Genomic DNA, 19,877 nt, shown 5'->3' on the forward strand with positions numbered 1-19,877 from the left:
ACCATTTTATGAAAGTAGTCTTTGACGAAGTAAAAACTCCAATTGTTCATTAGAAATTTCCAACTTCGATTTTTGATCGATGATATTCTTCTTGTTTAAGTAAATTTCATAAGCTCGAGAAATGGTTTGGGTCAATTCCTCCTCGCTCCATGGCTTATTAAGATAGTGAAATATCTTACCCTTATTAATCGCATCTACTACAGCACCCATATCCGTATATCCTGTTAACAGAATACGCATCGGATCCGGCTTAATTTTAATCACCTTCTCCAAAAACTCAACCCCTGTCATTTCTGGCATACGCTGGTCTGTAATAATGATCTGAATATCATTGTTGCGAATGATGTCTAAGGCATCAGCACCCTTTATAGCTGTAAATACATTGTATTTTAACCTAAAGGCCGCCTTAAAAGAAAATAAATTGTTCTCTTCATCATCTAAATACAACACATTAATTTTATTTTCTGTACTCATTACTTTCTTACTTGAAAAACTGTTTCAAAATTAGTAATTATTTATGGTCAATAATAACAGAATTGAATATAATGAGAAAAAAGTGAATATTATGCTTAAACCACTATAAAATTTTTAATTATTTGGTTTTCAGTAACAACTGTTGATTTTGTAAATACTCTAATAGGAAAAAATTATCTTTAGGGTAATATTTGCTTACTGTCATTCTCCAAATCCTATTATCACTTGCTTTAGACCAAGAAATAATAGTTTGAAAATCATGGAACGTAATTAAGAATAGAATACTACCCATTTCAGGTAAGGCAGTAATTCTTACTCATTCAATTTTATTATGTTTGTTTTATTATAATCCAATAAACTGATGGAAAAAAATAAAATCAATGCAGATGAGTTTGTTGAGAAGTTCATGGCAGGTAGCCTGAAACACCTGACCTATATCCATACGCCAATCAAAATCTTTCCATTACGTGATATTGCTCCCTATCTAAAAACCCCAATTCCACCAATCTTCTTTGGGTATAACCTTTTAATATATATCAATAAAGGGTATTTTAAACATCAGATCGAATCCACAAGTTTTATGGTTCAGGCACCTGCCGTACTTATTTCCAATTATGGTAATATTTCTGCTATAGATTCAGTTGATAAATCCGCACAAGGTTATTGTATCTTAATAAAAGAACAGGCAATGACTTCCCTGTTCCGGGAACAGGAAATCCTGAACATTTTTATGATCTCCCCTTTGTTAAATCTCCATAATACCGATAATAAAGAACTCAATATTTTACTCGACTTATTATATAAGGAGATATACACTGAAAATCCTTATCAGGCGTATTATGAAAGTATCTTTAAAACAGTCATGTTGAAGATCATTAAAATTTCAGATTCTAATAAATCCTTGGCGAGACGTCAAGAAGTTGCCATCGCTTTTAAACAACTTGTTCATTTACATTACAATAAGCATAAGTCAGTGAATTTTTATTCAGATAAATTGGCAGTTTCTGTTAATTATTTGAACCGATGCGTATCATCCGTATTTAAAAAGACGTCTAAACAGCTAATTCTTGAAGTGGCTATTATTCATAGCCAATTAATGTTACTTGAAACCAATAAAAGCGTCGCTACCATCGCCTATGAATTGGAATTTGACGACCCATCTTATTTTACCAGATTATTCAAAAAAATTGTTGGAATATCACCAACAGAGTATCGGAAAAAAGTGAATTAACTTGTTTTAACATTCATGCACGATTTGTCCTAACTATTGTCCTATTCCTCATAGTTCTTACTTGCTATTCCCCCTAATTTTACACTTAGTGAATTTATCATATCTACCTAGATAAATCTCTATAGGTAATTTGAGATTTACCTATATCAATGGGACAAGTAAAAATTAGATTGAAACAATATGAACCAGGTAATAGAAAATGTAGACTTTGACAGCTATATTTCATCATTTAGAAAACATTTATACCATCTATTTAGAGAAGAGTTTGATTACGGATCAATAAGTTTAAAGCGTGATTTTCCAGCTGAGTTCTTGGCGGAGATTATGAAGAAGAAGCCTTTGGCGGTTGCTATTCCAAAATTGCACGCAGGGCGAGGAGTCTCAGTTAAAGAATGCTTAGCTGTACTTTCTGCTGCTTCCTACGAATCCTTGGCTTTATCCTTGATGTTCGGAATCAATATCGCCCTTTTCCTTGAGCCTTTGGCGAAGTATGGTAATTTCTCCGTTCAGGAGCGTGTATTTAAAGACTTCATGGAAAATAACGCCATGGGCGGCTTGATGATTACCGAGAAAGCATACGGAAGTGATGCCTTAAATATGAAAACAGGATATGAGCATATCGGTAATTCCTATAAAATAAAAGGTGAAAAGCATTGGCAAGGCTTAAGTGGTGCTGCCAACTATTGGTTGGTGACTGCCAGAAAATATACAACAACTGGTGAATTGACCAGGGATATCGATTTCTTCGTGACGGAGAACGGAAATCCAGAACAACATATCCCAATGGTTGAACGCTATAATAATCTTGGACTATATGCCATTCCTTATGGTGTGAATCCAATTGATGTGGTTGTTCCAGAAGATCAAAAATTAAACCCTGAAAGTACCGGAATCAAATTAATGTTAGATATGCTTCATAGAAGCAGGTTGCAATTCCCAGGAATGGGATTAGGATTTATTAAACGTCTGATGGATGAATCCTTGCAACACTGCCAAGATCGTATTGTGAGTGGAAATCCATTAATCAATATTGATTCCGTAAAATATCAACTATCACGTATTCAGGCAGCATTTACTATCTGTTCAGGAATGTGCGCTTATTCCGTTCAAACATCAGGAATTGAGCATGACCTTTCAGGCTTGAGTATTGAAGCTAATACATTAAAAGCTCTGGTAACTGATTTAATGCAAGAATCTGCTCAGATAAGCCTACAATTAGCAGGCGCAAACGGTTATCGCTTGGATCATATTGCAGGACGTTCTGTGGTTGATAGCAGACCATTTCAAATCTTCGAAGGATCAAACGAAATGTTATATGCTCAGATCGCAGAAGGAATTACAAAATTAATGCGTAAGTCTAAAACTGCTAATCTTTTTGATTTCCTTTCTAATTATCCTACGTCAAATTTAAGTGCAGCTTATTTCAAGGAACAGCTTAACTTCAATTTAGAAGGAGGAATTCCACAAAGAGATCTGGTGACCATTGGTAGAATGATTGCTCGGGTGATTAGTTTCCAATTTGTATTACAAATGAATGGTTTTAACCCGGAGTTGGTTGAGATGACCCGTCAACATATGGTCATGGATTTAACGATGTTCCATGGTCAATATATAAGTAAAAACACAGCAAATCCTTTAGTAGAGTATGGATTAAATTCAGACTGGATGAGTTTTGTATCGTAGTGAACAATAGTAAAAATAAATAGTTAACGGGTTAAGTGTTTCACTTAGCCCGTTTTTTATTAAACGGAGTATGTTCAGCTAGAACAATTCCATTCTAGTGTAAGGGTTGTGAAGCTTGGAAATCCTTTGTTTTATTTATGTTTTCATTATAGTCAAATTCATACTTCTGCCGGATTTTCGTCGGACCTCGTTCGAATTTTTTCGACCAAGGTCCGAAGGAAGTCCGGAGAAGGTCCGGCAAATATCCGGTAGTACAATGAATTTGAATTGTATTTTTTAGGTATTTGCATAAGATATTTTTCTTAAATTCAATTCTTATTAATTCAAAACCAATACAAGGCATGTAATTTTTTTAATGCAGAATTTCAGACTGTCATAATAAATTGCATATTTGTTTTTTTACTAACATTTGCTAAATTGTTAAAACGGATTAGCAAAAACCTAAACACATATAAAACATAAATAAACACAGGTATGATCAAAAATTGTTTATCCAAGATTTCTCTATTACTGATGCTTGTCGCGGTAATGAGTTCTTGTCAACAAAAACGCTCTGGTAAAGCTAGAGTACTGGTTTTTAGCAAAACCTCGGGCTTTCACCATAATTCAATTGAAAAAGGGAATGCTGCGATTCAAAAATTAGGACTAGAGAATGATTTTCTAGTGGATACAACATCAAATGCGGATAGGTTCGTAGAAGATTCATTAAAGAACTATTCAGCAGTTGTTTTTCTAAATACCTCTGGAGATGTTTTGGATAATTATCAAGAAGCTGATTTTGAACGTTATATTCAAGCAGGTGGTGGATTTGTGGGTATTCATTCCGCAGCAGATACGGAAATTGATTGGGGTTGGTATGGTCGTTTGGTAGGGGGCTATTTTGGCTCAGAGCCAGAATTGAAGAAAGGCGAGTTAACGATTGTTGACAAAAACCATCCTTCAACAAAATCATTACCTAATCCTTGGGAAATTATAGATGAATGGTACACTTTCAAAAAGATGGATCCTTCTGTAAAAGTCCTTTTGAACGTAAATAAATCTGTTTTCCCGAATAAGGATGAAATTAAAGATTCTCCGGTGGCATGGTATCATGACTATGATGGAGGTCGTTCGTTTTATACAGGATTGGGACATGAGGATGCCGAATATTCGGATCCTAATTTCTTGAAGCATATCTTAGGGGGAATCGAGTATGCCATTGGTAAGAATTATGAATTAGATTACAAAAAAGCAAAGAGCAAGCAAGTTCCAGCGGCTGATCAATTCAAAAAAGTAACCATGGCGGAAGGGGAGTTTTTTGAACCTACTGAAATGGCAATCCTTCCTAATTTGGATATATTAATTGCACAACGTCGTGGAGAATTATTATTGTACAACAAAGAAACCAATAAAGTTACCCAAGTTGGAATGTTAGATGTTTATCATAAAACGGAGACTCCAAATGTGAATGCTGAGGAAGGTTTTATGGGATTGACAGCAGATCCTGATTTTGCTAAAAACAATTATATCTATGCTTTCTATAGTCCAAAGGATACTTCTGTGAATAGACTTTCACGTTTTGTGTTTAAGGATAACAAGTTGGATATGGGATCAGAGAAAGTTGTACTTGAGTTCTATTCACAACGTGATATATGTTGTCATACTGGTGGTTCCTTAGCTTTTGGACAAGATAGAATGCTTTATCTTTCCACTGGGGATAACTCCACACCATTTGATGAGCCGAATCAGAAATTTGTTAGTAACGGATATTCGCCAAAAGATTCTAGAGCAGGACATGAGCAATATGATGTTCAAAGATCTTCGGGTAATACCAATGATTTACGTGGTAAGATTTTAAGAATTATTGTGAAGGAAGATGGTACTTATGATATTCCAGCAGGAAACTTATTCCCTAAAGGAACTGAAAAAACCAAGCCTGAAATTTATGTCATGGGTAACCGTAATCCTTATAGAATTTCTATTGATAAGAAGAATGGGTTCTTGTACTGGGGAGAAGTAGGGCCGGATGCGAATAAGGATTCTGTTAATAGAGGTCCAAGAGGATACGATGAGGTTAATCAAGCGCGTAAGGCAGGATTCTTTGGCTGGCCATATTTTGTTGGTAACAACTATGCATACCATCCTTACAATTATGAGACGGGTGAAACCGGTCCGGCATATGATGCGAAGAAACCAATAAATGATTCCAGAAATAATACCGGGTTGAAAGAATTGCCAGAGGCTATGCCAGCATTTATTTGGTATCCATATGCAGATTCTCCGGAATTCCCGCAAGTAGGATCTGGCGGTAGAAATGCTATGGCAGGACCAATTTATTATGCGGAGATGTTCCCTAAAGAAACCCGTTATCCGGATTATTATGAAGGCAAACTATTTATTTATGATTGGATTCGTGGATGGTTCAAAGCGGTAACCATGCTTCCGAATGGTGATTTTGATAAGATGGAGCCATTTATGGGAGGTGTTAAATTTAATAGCCCTATTGATATGGAAGTAGGTCCAGATGGTAAATTCTATGTGTTGGAATATGGAAGTGGTTGGTTTAGTAAAAATCCGGATGCTGCAATTTCAAGAATTGACTTTGTACCAGCTTCTGCAGATAAATCAACAGCTCCTAAAGGAGATGGCGATGCTAGCGTTGCAGGTCCAATGGGACATCAACAAGGAAGTAGTAAACCAAAAGGAGAAGCATTGATTGAAGCCTCAGATTGTAAAGCTTGTCACGCAGTGGATAAGAAATCTGTAGGTCCTTCTTATGTAGAAATTGCTAAGCACTACAAAGACAATAAAGATGCGCACAGTATCTTAGTGAAAAAGATTAAGAATGGTGGTAGTGGTGTTTGGGGAGAAGTAGCTATGGCTGCTCACCCGAATTTGAAAGATGCTGATTTAGATGAAATCGTAACTTGGATTTTATCACATAAATAAAAATCAAATGCAGAGAAAAGGCGAGATGAATTAACATCTCGCCTTTTTTTATTTTTTGATATGTATGTCGGTTTGTGGAAAGGGAATATCAATTCCTGCTTTATCCAAATCCTCTTTGCAATTGATAATAAGTTGTTCCTGCATGGCCCAAAAATTCTCATTGGAGGTGGTTACTCGAATAGAAAGGTTAATTGCGCTATCGCCTAATTCTGTCACGACAACATCTGGCGCAGGTTCTTTAAACGCAAATTCATTTTTAGATATGGTTTCCAATAATAATTTTTTGGCGGCTTTTAAATCTGTATCATAGCCTACACCAATATTAAACCAAGTTCTTCGGGTTCCTAATTCAGAATAGTTGGTGATATTACTATTCGAAAGTTCACCATTGGGAATTATGACCAATTGATTTTGTGGAGTTACTAATTTGGTGTTGAAAATATCAATAATCTTTACTGTTCCATCTACCCCTGAGGATGAAGAAATATAATCTCCGACTCTAAATGGTTTAAACAAAAGAATTAATACACCACCGGCAAAATTGGATAAGGATCCTTGCAGTGACATACCAATTGCTAAACCAGCGGCACCAATGACGGCAATAAAGGTAGAGGTCTGAACTCCTAATTGACTGACAACAACAATAAATAATATGATTTTTAAGAGCCAATTTAAGAAGTTACCGAGAAAAGTTCGGATACTCGGATCCACATCCCGTTTTTCAAAAATTTTATTAAGAAGTTTTCCAAATAGTTTGATCATCCATAAACCAAAGAATAGGACTAATGTAGCGGATATCAAAGAACTGATTAGTGCAGGTGCATAGGCGATCGCACTATCAATAAATTTTTCAACCTTACTCTCAATTCCATTCAGATTAGCATTTTGCATTTTTTTTCTATTTTTTTGTTGTGATAATTAATAGTTAGACTTGTAAGAATAATTAAAAAATGATCCGGTGAGGGATCGGGTAATTCCCCAGGATTTATCCTTTTTAACGAAAAATAAATGGGAATCAATTGTAAATCCAAGAATGGGATTTGCAGATTTTTTTTAATAAATAAGATACAAAGGTATTAAAAAATAAACTAATAAGCAATATTAGCTCTGTATTTTGGGATAATTCCTGATTTTTTGAAATTATCCTTACTTTGTCATCGTTCTGTAATATGAAAAATTTGAGATCATTCTATAACCCAGCTCAGCTGTTTACGTTTAGTTTTATTTTAATCATCTTGTCGGGATGCTTATTGCTAATGACACCCTTTTCGACCAAGGTTCCCATTACCTTTATCGATGCCTTATTTACCGCCACCAGTGCAGTCTGTGTAACAGGATTGACGACCTTGGATACTGGAACTGCATTCACACCCATTGGCCATTTTATTATTATTCTGCTGATTCAGATCGGTGGATTAGGCATCTTGACCTTTACGAATTATTTCGCCTATTTCTTTAAGGGAGCTAGTACTTATGAAAATCAGATCGCGACCAATAGCTTTTCGAATAATGAGAAACTGGGTGAGGTATTTCTGATGTTGAAACGCATTATTATCATTACTTTCTCCATTGAAATGGTTGGGGCTATCTTTATTTTTTTATTTACGCCCAAACTGATGGATCAGACCTTTCTGGAACATCTGTTCTTTTCTATTTTTCATTCGATATCCTCTTTTTGTAATGCTGGATTCTCCTTGGTGCCGGATGGTTTGACTAATCCGCTGGTCATCCATAATTATTCCTTTCAAATGGTGCTGATTATATTGATTATTTTTGGAGGTTTAGGTTTTCCGATTGTAATAAATATCTTAAAATATTTAAAGCATTTATTTCGTAGAATCTTTAAAAAAATGGCCTATAGGGAATTTGATTATAAGCCTTGGGTTATTAATATCAATAGTAAAATCAATTTGATCACAACCATAAGTATTACGGTCTTTGCTACCATTTTGATATTTATTTTGGAGTATGATAATATCTTGGTGACGCATGAAGGCTCAGGCAAATTTGTTACAGCATTATTCACCGTTGTATCACCAAGAACCGCCGGTTACAATAGTATCGATTATGGGGCTCTCCATGTGTATAGCATATTATTTATTATTTTGTTGATGTGGATTGGAGCCTCTCCAAATTCTACTGGGGGTGGTATTAAGACGAGTACTTTCGCAGTTGCAATATTAAATATATTAAGTTTGGTAAAAGGAAAGGAAAGGGTAGAAGTCTTTCAGCGAGAAATTGCGGGAATTACCATAAAAAGAGCATTTGCCATTATGACCCTGTCCTTATTCGTCATTGGATGTTGTATTATTTCCATTTCGATATTTGATCCAGAATGTACTTTACTGGAAATTGCTTTTGAGTGTTTTTCAGCCTATAGTACGGTTGGATTGACCTTAGGCATTACGGCAAAACTTTCAGTAGGCAGCAAGGCAACCTTGATTATCCTGATGTTTATTGGTCGGGTAACCATGTTGACCATCATGATTGCGATGTTCAAGAAAGTGAAGTTTACAAATTATAGATACGCAAAAGAAGAACTTACAATAAATTAAGACATGAAATTCATCATAATAGGATTAGGAAACTTTGGGGCTTCATTAGCTATGAAACTGACGGCGCAAGGGAATGAGGTCATCGGAGTGGATTTAAAGTTGGAGCGCATTACTGCTTTGAAAGAGAAGATAACCCATACTATTGCTTTGGATGCTGCTGAGCCCAATGCATTTCATTCATTACCGTTGAAGAATACAGATGTTGTCATTGTTGCTATTGGCGAAGATGAGGGTGCAAATATTATGGTCACTGCCCTGTGTAAAGAAGCACAAGTCAAGAGATTAGTGAGTAGGGCGGTGAATGCCTTACATGAAAAAGTATTAAATGCCATTGGAGTTACAGAAATAGTTCATCCAGAGGAAGAAACTGCAGAACGTTGGTCCAAGAAACTATGTTTATCAGGTTTGGTAGATTCTTTTGAATTAAATGCCAATTATAGCATTGTGGAAGCGATAATCCCAGCACAGTATATCGGAAAAACCATTCAAGAAATTGGCTTTAGGGAAAAATATGAAATCTTGGTGCTTACGATTCTAAAAAGTGCGGAGCGTGATACCTTATTTGGGAAGAGCCGAATTATTACTACCATTCTTCATGGAATTCCGAAACCGGATACTGTTTTACAGGAGGGTGAGATTATCGTGATCTACGGTAGCAATAAGAATATTAAAGAATTTTTGAAATAAGGCGAAATTAGCTGAAATAGATTTTCATAAAAGGATGGATATGATGATATCCATCCTTTTTTATGCCTGGTTGAAAACCTACAATTAAAATCTGATGTTTATCGCTAAAATATTTAATAAAGAAAGTTATTTATATAATATGATTTTTGTTTGGTTAATTTTTTTTAAAATCTTAAAATAATTTTAGAACTATATAGCAAATTTATGGTTTAAATTAATAAAAGCATACGTTATAACATTTGTTATAGCTAAATTGCATTAGTTATTAATCTACCATAATTATCTATGAGCATGTCTATTGTCCCGGAAAATGAAGCGGAACGTTTGAATATCCTTTATTCGTTTGGACTTATTGGATTGGGTAAACTTCCGGAACTCGATATTTTTGCGGAATTGGCCTGCCGGATTACCAATTGTCCGACTTCCATCATAGCCATTATGGAGAAAGACATGCAGCGGATTCAAAGTTGTATAGGTCTGGATTTAGAAACCGTGGAAAGAAAAAATACGGTTTGCCAATATACCTTACTGAGTGATGATTCATTGATGATTGAGGATACTTTTTTAGATCCTCGTACATCCACTAATCCCTTGATTATTGCTGGTCAAATTCGATTTTATGCGGGGGTGCCACTTTTAGATGATCGCGGAATTGCCTTGGGAACCCTTTGTGTGATTGATTACCTTCCTAAAACCTTAAATCAACATCAATTACAAGAGTTGAAAGACCTGGCTAAAGCGGTTGTGACCGTTCTTTTGGCGAAGCGAAAACTAAATCAAGCCGGATATTTCAAAGATATTCTTTCAGTTACTCAGAATATGATTTGTGTTCTGAATGAAGATTTTAGTATAAAAGAGGCGAATCCAGCTTTTGCTGCATTAATGCAAAGACCTGTCAAGGATTTACTTGGAGAAAGCTTTTTAGAAGTACTTCAAGTGCGCGATTCCCAGGTTTCTACTAGGATTAAATCCGTTCGTAGTTCCCAACAAGAGGTAAATGTACAGACTAATACTCCAATCTCAGAGGAAGAGTTTGCAACAATTGACTGGCATTTAAAGCATGGTCAGGAGAATAAGGAAATCTTTGCTTTTGGAAGAAACATCACCAAGGAAAACTCAGAGAAGGTAAAGTTGGAAATCTCAGAACGAAGATTTAGGAATTTCTTTGAAAACGGAATTGGTTTGATGAGTATGCATGACCTCCAAGGGAATATTCTAGAGGTCAATGAAAAAGGAAGACAGACCTTGGGTTATGAGTTAGCGGAGATTCCAAGCCTTAATTTAAAGGATTTGGTACCGAAAGAAAAGAGGCATCTCGTCCAGCTATATTTAGATCGGATTTTGGAGAATGGGGAGGATTCTGGGATGATGATATTGAAGCGGAAGGATGGTGAGTGGATTTATTGGTTGTACAACAATATGCTGGAAGAGGATCAGAATGGAAAGAAATATATTGTTAGTTCAGCATTAAACCTGAGCGACCGGATCAAATTGGAGAAGGACCTTCAGCATACCAAACAGATCTTGGAGCAAACGAATATTGTCGCACAAGTGGGGGGTTGGGAAGTTGATATTGCAAAGAATGAGATTTATTGGTCAGACTCCACTCGATATATACATGGGGTTTCCGATGATTTCGTTCCAAATATGGAGAATGTATTTTCATTTTTTGAATCCGATGAACGGGCATATATAGAACATAAGTTTTCTACGGCGATAACTACTGGAAAGTCCTATGATTTTGAGATCTTGCTTCGGAAGCCAAATTCTGAGCAGATCTGGGTACGCCTAAAAGGGATTCCAGAAATTATTGAAGGGCGTTGTGAGCGTGTATTTGGAATCATTCAGGATATCGATCAGAGTAAGAAATTATATTTAGATCTTGAATTGAAGGAAGCAATGCTTCAAACTTTTGTGAAGCATGTCCCGGCATCCGTAGCGATGTTTGATACGGAATTGAATTATTTGGCTATTAGTCAACAATGGATTGAAGAATTCCATCGAGGGGCTAATCAAAAAGGGAAAAAAAATCTCTATGAACTATTTCCAAATGTACCAGAAAGTAGGAAAGAAATTTATCAAAAGGCCTTGGAAGGCATTCCTTATAAAAATTTGGATGAAATTGTGGAGGTTGAAGGTTGTGAAGAAAATCAACACTATAATTGGGAGGTACGTCCATGGCGACTATCGGATAACAGCATTGGCGGGATAATAATTTTTTCACAAAATATTACTGAGCAGGTAGAGATCAATGAACAGTTGCGGAAGGCGAAACAGTTGGCAGATTTAGCAAGTAAAGCCAAGTCTGAGTTTCTAGCCAATATGAGTCATGAAATCCGTACTCCATTAAATGGGGTAATTGGGTTCTCCGATTTGTTGTTAAAAACACCGCTCAATGATCTTCAAAAACAATACCTGAAATATGTCAACGAATCGGGCACGAATTTGTTGGCCATCATCAATGATATCCTAGATTTTTCTAAGATTGAGTCTGGGAAATTGGAATTTTATGTTGACCAGTATAATCTCTATGAATTAGTCAACCAAGTTATCCATGTCATCTTGTATCAAGCGCAGAACAAGGACATCGAATTGCTTCTGAATATTGATCAAGGCTTGCCAGCCATAATACAAATTGATGAGTCCAGGATCAAGCAAGTGCTAATTAATCTATTGGGGAATGCTGTTAAATTTACGGAGAAAGGGGAGATTGAATTACGAGTAGAACAGACTTTCAAGAATTCAGAGAAAGTAGGGATAAGATTTACGGTTCGAGATACCGGGATTGGAATTCCAGAGGATAAACAACAAAGAATTTTTGATGCATTTATCCAAGAGGATAGTTCAGTAAGCAAGAGATTTGGGGGAACTGGTTTAGGATTGACCATTTCAAATAATATCTTAAAATATATGGGTAGTAATCTATCCTTAAAGAGTAAAATTGCTGAAGGTTCTGAATTTTATTTTGAAATAGAAGTTCCTTATGAAAGTCCGATTGAATCAGAGAATAAATTATCAATTCAAACAGCTCTGATTGTAGATGATAATGCTAGCAATAGAATGATTCTGGAACATATGCTGGCCCATAAATCAGTTGAGACTGAAACTGCTGAAAATGGCTTTGAGGCACTCCAACTTTTAAGCACAGGTAAGCGATTTGATGCAATTCTAATGGATTATAGGATGCCCATTTTAAATGGCCTAGAAACCTTAGAGAAGATCAAAGAATTTTATGCGCTTCAAAAGGAAGAATTACCTATTCTAGTGCTTCATACTTCTTCTGATGATCAAAATCATATTGGCCATTTCCGACAGGAACCAAACTCCTATATCTTAACTAAACCTATAATTTCTGAAGATCTTTATCGGGTATTAAATAAGGATAATTCAGCAAGCCAAGCATTTGAAAACAATGGAATTCATTCGGTCAGCGATGAGGAGCAATTCATAAATAAATCATTCCATGTACTATTGGCAGATGATAATCCCGTGAATATGGCCTTGAATAATCGATTGATTGAAAATATACTTCCCAATTGTTCAACGGTTTGTGTTGAGAATGGGTTATTGGCGGTGGAATCTTGCGAAAAGCATTCTTTTGATTTGATCCTGATGGACATTCAGATGCCTGTCATGAATGGTTTAGAGGCCACTCGCAAAATTCGAACTTTAGCAGCCTATGATAAGACTCCAATTGTTGGCATCACAGCAGCAAATGTAGTTGGAGAAAGAGAACGTTGTTTGCAAGTAGGGGTTAATGATTTTTTGACCAAACCTATTAAAGTAGAAAGCTTTAAAGAAGTAATCTATAATTCACTTCGTCAAGCAACGCATAAGAATACAACGAAATTGAATGAGGTTCAGCACATCGATTTTGAGGTGATCGAGGAGGCAACAGACTCAGATCCTGTTTTCAAACAACAGTTTTATGGATTAATTATTCAAGAGCTGCAAATGCAGGATTTGGATATACAGCAAGCCATAGAAAATCGAGATGAAGCCTTATTGGGAAGAATCCTGCATAAGTTAAAAGGAACTTCAGGTAGTGCAGGGCTGAAAGAACTAAATCAAATGCTGGTTGAGTTGGAGAGTCAGTTTGACAAAGGAGTAGAGATTTGGGATCATATGCCTATGGTGTTAAGAGAAATTGAAATTTTACAAAAATTATTAATAGACATAAAGGAATAAAGATGGTTGTGTTATTAGCTGAAGATGATGAATTAATCCTCAAAACTATCGAACATAAACTTAAAAAAGAGGGTTATCAAGTTATCCTAACCAGAAATGGAATGGAAGCAATTGATTTATTGAAAAATACTGACATCGATTTGATTATCAGTGATATCATGATGCCATTTGCATCAGGGATTGAGATACTTTCAGAACTGAAAAATCTAGACAAAAGGGTTCCAATTATAATGTTATCGAGCATGGGACAGGAGGAAACTGTATTGGAGGCATTTGATTTAGGAGCTTCTGATTTTATGGTGAAACCATTTAGTCCGAATGAATTGATTATTCGTGTAAATAGATTGTTGAAATAGAAATATGGGACAAATGTTTACCCTTCATGAGTTGACATTAGGGATATTAACCATTTTAATATTGGTATTTCTGTTCACGCTTGGATTACTGATCTACAGTTTTCGGGCGTATAAATTGGAGATCAATAGGAAGTATTGGAAGAATATGCTTAATGAGAGGCTGATGGAAGTTATTGTTGAAGGCAATAATGCGGAGTTGAACATTGAACCAAAATTATCTGAATTATTAAAACAAGAACGGTTCAGAAGATTTTTTTTAGGTCAGTTGATTGAGGCTGATCGGAAGTTTTCGGGGGCTGCAGCCATTAGCCTTCAAAAAGTGTATTATACCTACCATTTGGATCAGGAGTCTTATGATTTATTAAGGAGTTTCAAGGGGCACTTGGTTGCTCGAGGAATACAGGCCTTGACCATTATGAATGTGCGGGATGCTTTGCCTGAAATTGAATCCAAGATCAATCACCGCAATAAAAATGTGGTCCATGAAGTTCAATATGCCATGGTATACTTTAATGGATTCGAAGGCTTATCCTTTATGGATAATTTGGAAGGAGTTCTTTCTAATTGGGAGCAATTACGCATCCTCAATAATATAAAATCCTTGCCAGCGGGCTCCGTTTCAAAGATCGCTTCTTGGTTAAAATCCAATAATCCGTCTGTTTTGTTGTTTGCCTTAAAGTTGGTTCGGAAATTTCAAATCTTTGAGTTACACGACCTGGTAATGAGTTTTCTGGGGCAAGGGGATGATTTTATCCAGAAAGAGGTTATCAAGACATTGTTCAGTTTGGATTCACAAGATACATCCACGATGTTGGTAGAGCGTTATCCTGAATTGAATGAAAATATTCAATTTGAAATCTTAAAAGGTTTGGGACAAACCAGGGCTTTTGATCAAGTAGATTTTTTAAAATCTAATCTATTGCATAGTCCTACCAAACGGAATAAAGTCATGGCTGCCGAAGCATTGGCAAACCTTGGCGAATTCAAGTATTTAATTGACCTAAGTAATCAATTGGATCCCGAAGATCCTGCTTTATTGGTTTTAAATCACGCTTTACAGAAAAAATCCTAACGATGACTGAGATTATTTATGAAATCATAGTTTGGTTGTTTTTAATTTATTCCATTGGAATCTTTAGTGTTTATACATGGATTGCACTATTTTCCTATGGAGCTGTATTGCGGTATAAACATGGTAATATTTTTACAGATTATTCGATTATTGCTTCCAATCCCAACGCACCGAGTTTCAGTTTAATTGCTCCAGCCTATAATGAGGGCATGACAGTGGTTGAGAATGTTCGTTCCTTATTATCGATTTATTATCATAAACTGGAGATTATCATTGTCAATGATGGTTCTAAGGATGATTCAATTGCTCGATTAATTGAAGCCTATCAACTTGAGAAGGTCTCTTATATTATTCCAGGTAATATTCCTACCAAGGAGGTGTTGCAGGTCTATAAAAGTAAGAACCCAGCATTTAAAAAGTTGATTGTTGTTGATAAAGTGAATGGAGGTAAAGCAGATGCCCTAAATGTTGGGATCAATATTTCAAAGTCGGATTATATAGTATGTATTGATGTTGATTGTATTATAGAGCAAGATGCAATCTTGCGCCTTGCAAAGCCATTTATGGAGCAAACAGATAAGCGATTGATAGCTTGTGGGGGTACCATTCGATTGGCAAACAATTGCAAGGTTGAGAATGGGAAGGTCGTGGAGGTGAATTTACCGAAGAGTTGGTTGGGACGGAGTCAGGCATTAGAATATATCCGTGCATTTGTATTGGGTCGAATGGCATGGTCTAGGGCCAGTGGTTTAATTTTAATTTCAGGGGCATTTGGTGCTTTTGATAAGGAAATAGTTCTGGCATGTGGTGGTTATGACTCTAATACAGTTGGAGAAGATATGGAATTGGTCGTTCGGATGCGACGCTACATGAAAGAGAATAAATTGCCCCATCAGGTAATAACCATCCCAGATCCATTATGTTGGACAGAGGTTCCAGAAGATAAGGCTGTTTTGAAGAAACAAAGAAATCGTTGGATGCGAGGAACGATGGAAACGCTCTGGAAGCATAGAAAAATGATGTTCAATCCAAGGTATGGTAAAATGGGAATGCTAAGTTTACCTTACTGGTTTTTCTTTGAATTTTTAGGTCCATTTATAGAGTTTTCAGGTTATATCATATTCTGGATATTTCTATTTGCCGGACTACTGAATTGGACCTTTTTCCTAGCCTTATTTGCTTTAGTTTTATTTTCTAGTATTCTTTATTCTGTATACGCCATATCTGTCGATTTGGTCAGCTATCAGGTTTATACTAAAAGAAAGGATTTGACAAAATTGATTCTGACAGCAGTTATTGAACCTTTCTATTTCCATCCTATTGTAACCATGGCAGGAATTCGGGGAATGATAGATTATTTTCGTAAAAATAATTCCTGGGGAGAAATGACAAGACGCGGATTTTCCGATCAGGAAGATGAAACCTTCAAACAGAAGGCAATACGAATTGCAAAATCATTGTTCAGAGAATTTAGTTCCGTGGCCAGTGTTTTTATGATTCTGATTTCTGTTTTTAGCATCTTGGAATTCTTTATTTATAAGAATAATATCCCTCAATTCGCACATCTTGATTCATTTTTTATGCTCTTGTTGAATAATATCTTGATTGGCTTTGTGATCTTGATGTTGTTCTTTGTTATTTATGGGATAATATCATTGTTCAATCGACATTTATCCATATTAACCCTTCAAGTTTTGGCGAGTGTTCTTTTGGTTTCACAGCTTGTTCTGGCATTTTATTTTGCAGAATCTCGAAACCTCCTGGGAACGGATTTATTTTTTTACACGTCCGAAGAATTAAGGAATATTTTATTAGCAAGTGGCGTTTTGAATTGGCTGAATATACTTGGGTTAATTATCGGACTAGGTATCTTGTTTTTTGTATTTCATAAAATCACAAAGAAGTATCAGGGATCAGGTAAATTGGCATTTGGATTCTTGTGTATTTCTGCGATAGCGCTTGGTTATCTTTCATTAGGTGGAGAAATAAAGAGTACCTCGAAAGACGAGTTTTTAGAGAGTGCAGAAAAAAGTAAACTAGGCTTTTTTATTGAGAGCAATGCCAAATTGCTAATGGATGACCTGGAAGAAACCTTGGGAATAACGAAAAATAATGAAATATATGCTCAAGTTTCAGGAGATTATCCATTTCTTAAAGTAGACCAAACAAAGGATATTTTGGGGCCATTGATGAGTCATAGTGATTCGGTTCCAAATTTGGTTTTAATCCTAGTGGAAGGATTGGGAAATGCATACAGTGACCCGAACGGTTATATTGGAGATTTTACCCCTTTCCTGAATGGATTGAAAGATAGTTCATTGGTATGGGAAAATAACTTGAGTTCATCGGGACGTACCTTTTCGGTACTTCCGACAATATTAGGATCTCTACCCTTTGGAAATTCTGGTTTCTTGGAGTTAAATGACTATCCAAATCATTTTAATCTGATCAATATCCTAAAGCATAATGGGTTTTCTACTTCTTTTTTCTATGGTGGGGATTCTGAATTTGACTACATGGCTAAATACTTGGAGGTGAACAAGGTTGATGCTTTAGTAGATGTGAAATCATTTCCGGAAGGTTACAAAAAGTTACCGAGCAGCAATGGTGAAAGTTGGGGATATGAAGATCAGGCAGTATTGAATCAATTGGCATTGGCTGACCGAGGCAATCCAAGAAAACATTTCCATATCGCATTGACCTTATCTACCCATAATCCATTTTTGATCAATGATGCGGCGAAATATGGGGCCATGTTTGATCAGAGGGTTCAAAAAATAAAACTGAGTCCTGTTCAAAAGAAATTCGCATTAGAGAATAGAAAGCAATTGATTTCAGTATTGAATGTGGATGATGCCTTGAGAGAATTCTTTATGGATTACCAAAAAAGGACGGATTTTAATCATACTATCTTCATTATTACGGGGGATCATAGTATGCCAGAGATACCATTGCAAAGTAAGATTGACCGATATCATGTGCCATTGATTGTTTATTCGCCATTATTAAAGTCGAAAAGAAGGTTCCAACAGGTTGTAAGTCATTTTGATCTTGCTCCGACGATAATGGCGTATTACAAGGAGAATTATAAACTAAAAGTGCCCGAAAAGGTGACCTGGATAGGTCAAGGACTTGATGTTGGAGGAAGTAAAAAAGGATTTGGTATTCCTATTATGCAGAGTAAATCCCAGTTGGTTGATTTTGTTTATGGCGATATTCATCTGAATTCAGGTGTCGAATATCAATTGAACAAAGGTATGACTGAGGATCGAATAGAAATGGATTCGAGAGGTCGAGAAGCGAATGAGAAATTTGAGATTTTCAAAAAGATGAACAGGCAATTTACCTCTTCGATGAAGCTCTTGCCTGATAGTGTTTTTTCATCCTATTTTAAGCCTTAAATATTTAGAATCTTCTTCTGTAACCAATACTAACATCAACTTGATTGTCTCGAGTCTTAGGTTTGTATTCAACATTATAATAAGTTGCTGAGATATTAAATATATTCTTAGATTTTAGGGAGAAATTATAGTCAACCCCACTTTTAAAGGTCTTCAACTTATATTCATTATCGAATAAAAGATTTTCTCGATTTTGATCAGGGCTAATACCCGTTCCTACAATAAATCCTAAATAATCGTCAGATCCTTTTGTGTAATAGCGTACCGTTCCGGCATAGGATTGCGAGATATTGTTTTCTCCAGGAGTTAGGTAAGTTCTGGCATTGAACCAGAAGTTTTTATAATACTTTCCAATGGATGCGGTGTACATCCATACATTATCAGTAAATTTTAATTGCCTGAAACCAACTTCTGCTTCAAAGCTGGCGGGAAGATTAGCGTATAAGGATGCTGCGGTTCTAAATTTTGGGAATAGTCCCTCACTATTAGAAAAGCCTGTTCCTAGGTACATATAAAACATTTTGGAGAGACGGGGATAGGCTTCCAATTCGAATTGGGTTCCGTTGCTTCCGAATTTATTGGCCAAGTTTGCTCTAAAAATAAAGGATCCAATTGAGGTTCCTCTTTTATAGCTCAATCCCAGAATATGCCAGTTGTCATCGAATTGCTTATCGAAATACATCCAGTTGTAATTAATCCCAACCTCATTGCTGGCAACCTGTTCTTTGATGGCGATTTGCAGGGTTCTAGCATCTGCATTTTTAGGGTCAATTTCTAAGATCTCATCCAATGTGATTTTTGCGGACTTATAATCCTTAGAGGCATTGGCAATTTTAGATTTTAGAAGGAGAAGATCCATTGACTTAGGATCCTTAAGAAGGCCTTTGTTTACAATTGTTAATGCTTGAGGATAATTATCTTCCCAGTACTCCAGCGAACCATAAGCGAAATAGAAGTCAGGATCTTTTACATCCTTGACATCAAGCTGATTAAATACGATTCTCGCGGAGTCTATTTTATCCATCCAAGTGTATAACCTACCCAGGAAAATACTGATATCAGTATAATCCGGACTTTTAGCCAAAGCTACTTTAGCTAAATTTACTGCTTTTGGATAATCTTTATTGTCAAAAGCCTCAATTCGAGCTCTTTGAAAAAGTTCATCTGAATTCAGGTTACTATCCTGGGCTTGCACATTTAGTGAGCCAAAACCTAAAAAAAATACTAGAATAATTAATAGTTGCGTTCTTAAATTCATAAGTAGATTAACTCGATGATTTGCAAAGGTAATCTGTTTTAATT

The 19,877-nt window shown here is 36.0% G+C and carries 12 protein-coding genes; 9 read left to right on the forward strand and 3 right to left on the reverse strand.

The features are described from left to right. Positions 1-6: 6 nt before the first annotated feature. Complete coding sequence (locus tag PZ892_RS06920) at positions 7-474, reverse strand: response regulator (protein ID WP_094257049.1); 468 nt, start codon at positions 472-474, stop codon at positions 7-9. A 361-nt stretch (positions 475-835) separates the two neighbouring features. Between PZ892_RS06920 and PZ892_RS06925 the strand changes: the two genes are divergently transcribed. The 3 genes from PZ892_RS06925 (at position 836) to PZ892_RS06935 (ending at position 6,316) form a co-directional block, all read left to right on the forward strand. Continuing rightward, positions 836-1,705 carry an AraC family transcriptional regulator gene (locus tag PZ892_RS06925; protein ID WP_277712582.1) on the forward strand — a complete coding sequence of 290 codons (870 nt, stop codon included), beginning with the start codon at positions 836-838 and terminating at the stop codon, positions 1,703-1,705. Between the two features lie 180 nt (positions 1,706-1,885). After that, entirely contained in the window at positions 1,886-3,388 is a 1,503-nt protein-coding gene (locus PZ892_RS06930; protein ID WP_182498783.1) for an acyl-CoA dehydrogenase family protein, read from the forward strand. A 474-nt stretch (positions 3,389-3,862) separates the two neighbouring features. Continuing rightward, complete coding sequence (locus PZ892_RS06935) at positions 3,863-6,316, forward strand: ThuA domain-containing protein (RefSeq protein WP_220476709.1); 2,454 nt, start codon at positions 3,863-3,865, stop codon at positions 6,314-6,316. A gap of 48 nt (positions 6,317-6,364) precedes the next feature. Here the strand turns inward: PZ892_RS06935 and PZ892_RS06940 are convergent, their stop codons facing one another. Next, positions 6,365-7,207, reverse strand: coding sequence for a mechanosensitive ion channel domain-containing protein (locus PZ892_RS06940; RefSeq protein WP_182498782.1), 843 nt, complete (start codon positions 7,205-7,207; stop codon positions 6,365-6,367). A gap of 278 nt (positions 7,208-7,485) precedes the next feature. Here PZ892_RS06940 and PZ892_RS06945 point away from each other — a divergent pair, with 278 nt between their 5' ends. The 6 genes from PZ892_RS06945 (at position 7,486) to PZ892_RS06970 (ending at position 18,575) form a co-directional block, all read left to right on the forward strand. Continuing rightward, positions 7,486-8,871 (forward strand): potassium transporter TrkG, encoded by a 1,386-nt coding sequence (locus PZ892_RS06945; protein ID WP_094257054.1) that lies wholly within the window; start codon positions 7,486-7,488, stop codon positions 8,869-8,871. A gap of 3 nt (positions 8,872-8,874) precedes the next feature. Beyond that, the gene (locus PZ892_RS06950) at positions 8,875-9,558 is read left to right on the forward strand and encodes a TrkA family potassium uptake protein (protein ID WP_182498781.1); all 684 of its coding nucleotides are present in this window, start codon (positions 8,875-8,877) and stop codon (positions 9,556-9,558) included. A 291-nt stretch (positions 9,559-9,849) separates the two neighbouring features. After that, positions 9,850-13,746, forward strand: a complete 3,897-nt coding sequence (locus tag PZ892_RS06955) for a response regulator (RefSeq protein ID WP_182498780.1) — start codon at positions 9,850-9,852, stop codon at positions 13,744-13,746. 2 nt (positions 13,747-13,748) lie between these two features. After that, complete coding sequence (locus PZ892_RS06960) at positions 13,749-14,102, forward strand: response regulator (RefSeq protein ID WP_094281492.1); 354 nt, start codon at positions 13,749-13,751, stop codon at positions 14,100-14,102. Positions 14,103-14,106: 4 nt separating this feature from the next. Beyond that, entirely contained in the window at positions 14,107-15,174 is a 1,068-nt protein-coding gene (locus PZ892_RS06965; RefSeq protein ID WP_182498779.1) for a hypothetical protein, read from the forward strand. A gap of 2 nt (positions 15,175-15,176) precedes the next feature. Continuing rightward, on the forward strand, positions 15,177-18,575 hold the full coding sequence (locus PZ892_RS06970) for a sulfatase-like hydrolase/transferase (protein WP_277712583.1): 3,399 nt from the start codon (positions 15,177-15,179) through the stop codon (positions 18,573-18,575). 4 nt (positions 18,576-18,579) lie between these two features. Here PZ892_RS06970 and PZ892_RS06975 read toward each other — a convergent pair whose 3' ends face one another. Further along, positions 18,580-19,833 (reverse strand): YaiO family outer membrane beta-barrel protein, encoded by a 1,254-nt coding sequence (locus PZ892_RS06975; protein ID WP_182498777.1) that lies wholly within the window; start codon positions 19,831-19,833, stop codon positions 18,580-18,582. Positions 19,834-19,877 lie beyond the last annotated feature (44 nt).

The organism is Sphingobacterium sp. WM (assembly GCF_029542465.1).
GTDB classification, from domain to species: domain Bacteria; phylum Bacteroidota; class Bacteroidia; order Sphingobacteriales; family Sphingobacteriaceae; genus Sphingobacterium; species Sphingobacterium cellulitidis.

Bases quoted from the DNA above. Each gene is read 5' to 3' on its own strand.
- PZ892_RS06920 (WP_094257049.1), bottom strand. From the start codon at position 474: ATGAGTACAGAAAATAAAATTAATGTGTTGTATTTAGATGATGAAGAG.
- PZ892_RS06965 (WP_182498779.1), top strand. From the start codon at position 14,107: ATGGGACAAATGTTTACCCTTCATGAGTTGACATTAGGGATATTAACC.
- PZ892_RS06930 (WP_182498783.1), top strand. From the start codon at position 1,886: ATGAACCAGGTAATAGAAAATGTAGACTTTGACAGCTATATTTCATCA.
- PZ892_RS06955 (WP_182498780.1), top strand. From the start codon at position 9,850: ATGTCTATTGTCCCGGAAAATGAAGCGGAACGTTTGAATATCCTTTAT.
- PZ892_RS06975 (WP_182498777.1), bottom strand. From the start codon at position 19,833: ATGAATTTAAGAACGCAACTATTAATTATTCTAGTATTTTTTTTAGGT.
- PZ892_RS06925 (WP_277712582.1), top strand. From the start codon at position 836: ATGGAAAAAAATAAAATCAATGCAGATGAGTTTGTTGAGAAGTTCATG.
- PZ892_RS06960 (WP_094281492.1), top strand. From the start codon at position 13,749: ATGGTTGTGTTATTAGCTGAAGATGATGAATTAATCCTCAAAACTATC.
- PZ892_RS06940 (WP_182498782.1), bottom strand. From the start codon at position 7,207: ATGCAAAATGCTAATCTGAATGGAATTGAGAGTAAGGTTGAAAAATTT.
- PZ892_RS06935 (WP_220476709.1), top strand. From the start codon at position 3,863: ATGATCAAAAATTGTTTATCCAAGATTTCTCTATTACTGATGCTTGTC.
- PZ892_RS06950 (WP_182498781.1), top strand. From the start codon at position 8,875: ATGAAATTCATCATAATAGGATTAGGAAACTTTGGGGCTTCATTAGCT.
- PZ892_RS06945 (WP_094257054.1), top strand. From the start codon at position 7,486: ATGAAAAATTTGAGATCATTCTATAACCCAGCTCAGCTGTTTACGTTT.
- PZ892_RS06970 (WP_277712583.1), top strand. From the start codon at position 15,177: ATGACTGAGATTATTTATGAAATCATAGTTTGGTTGTTTTTAATTTAT.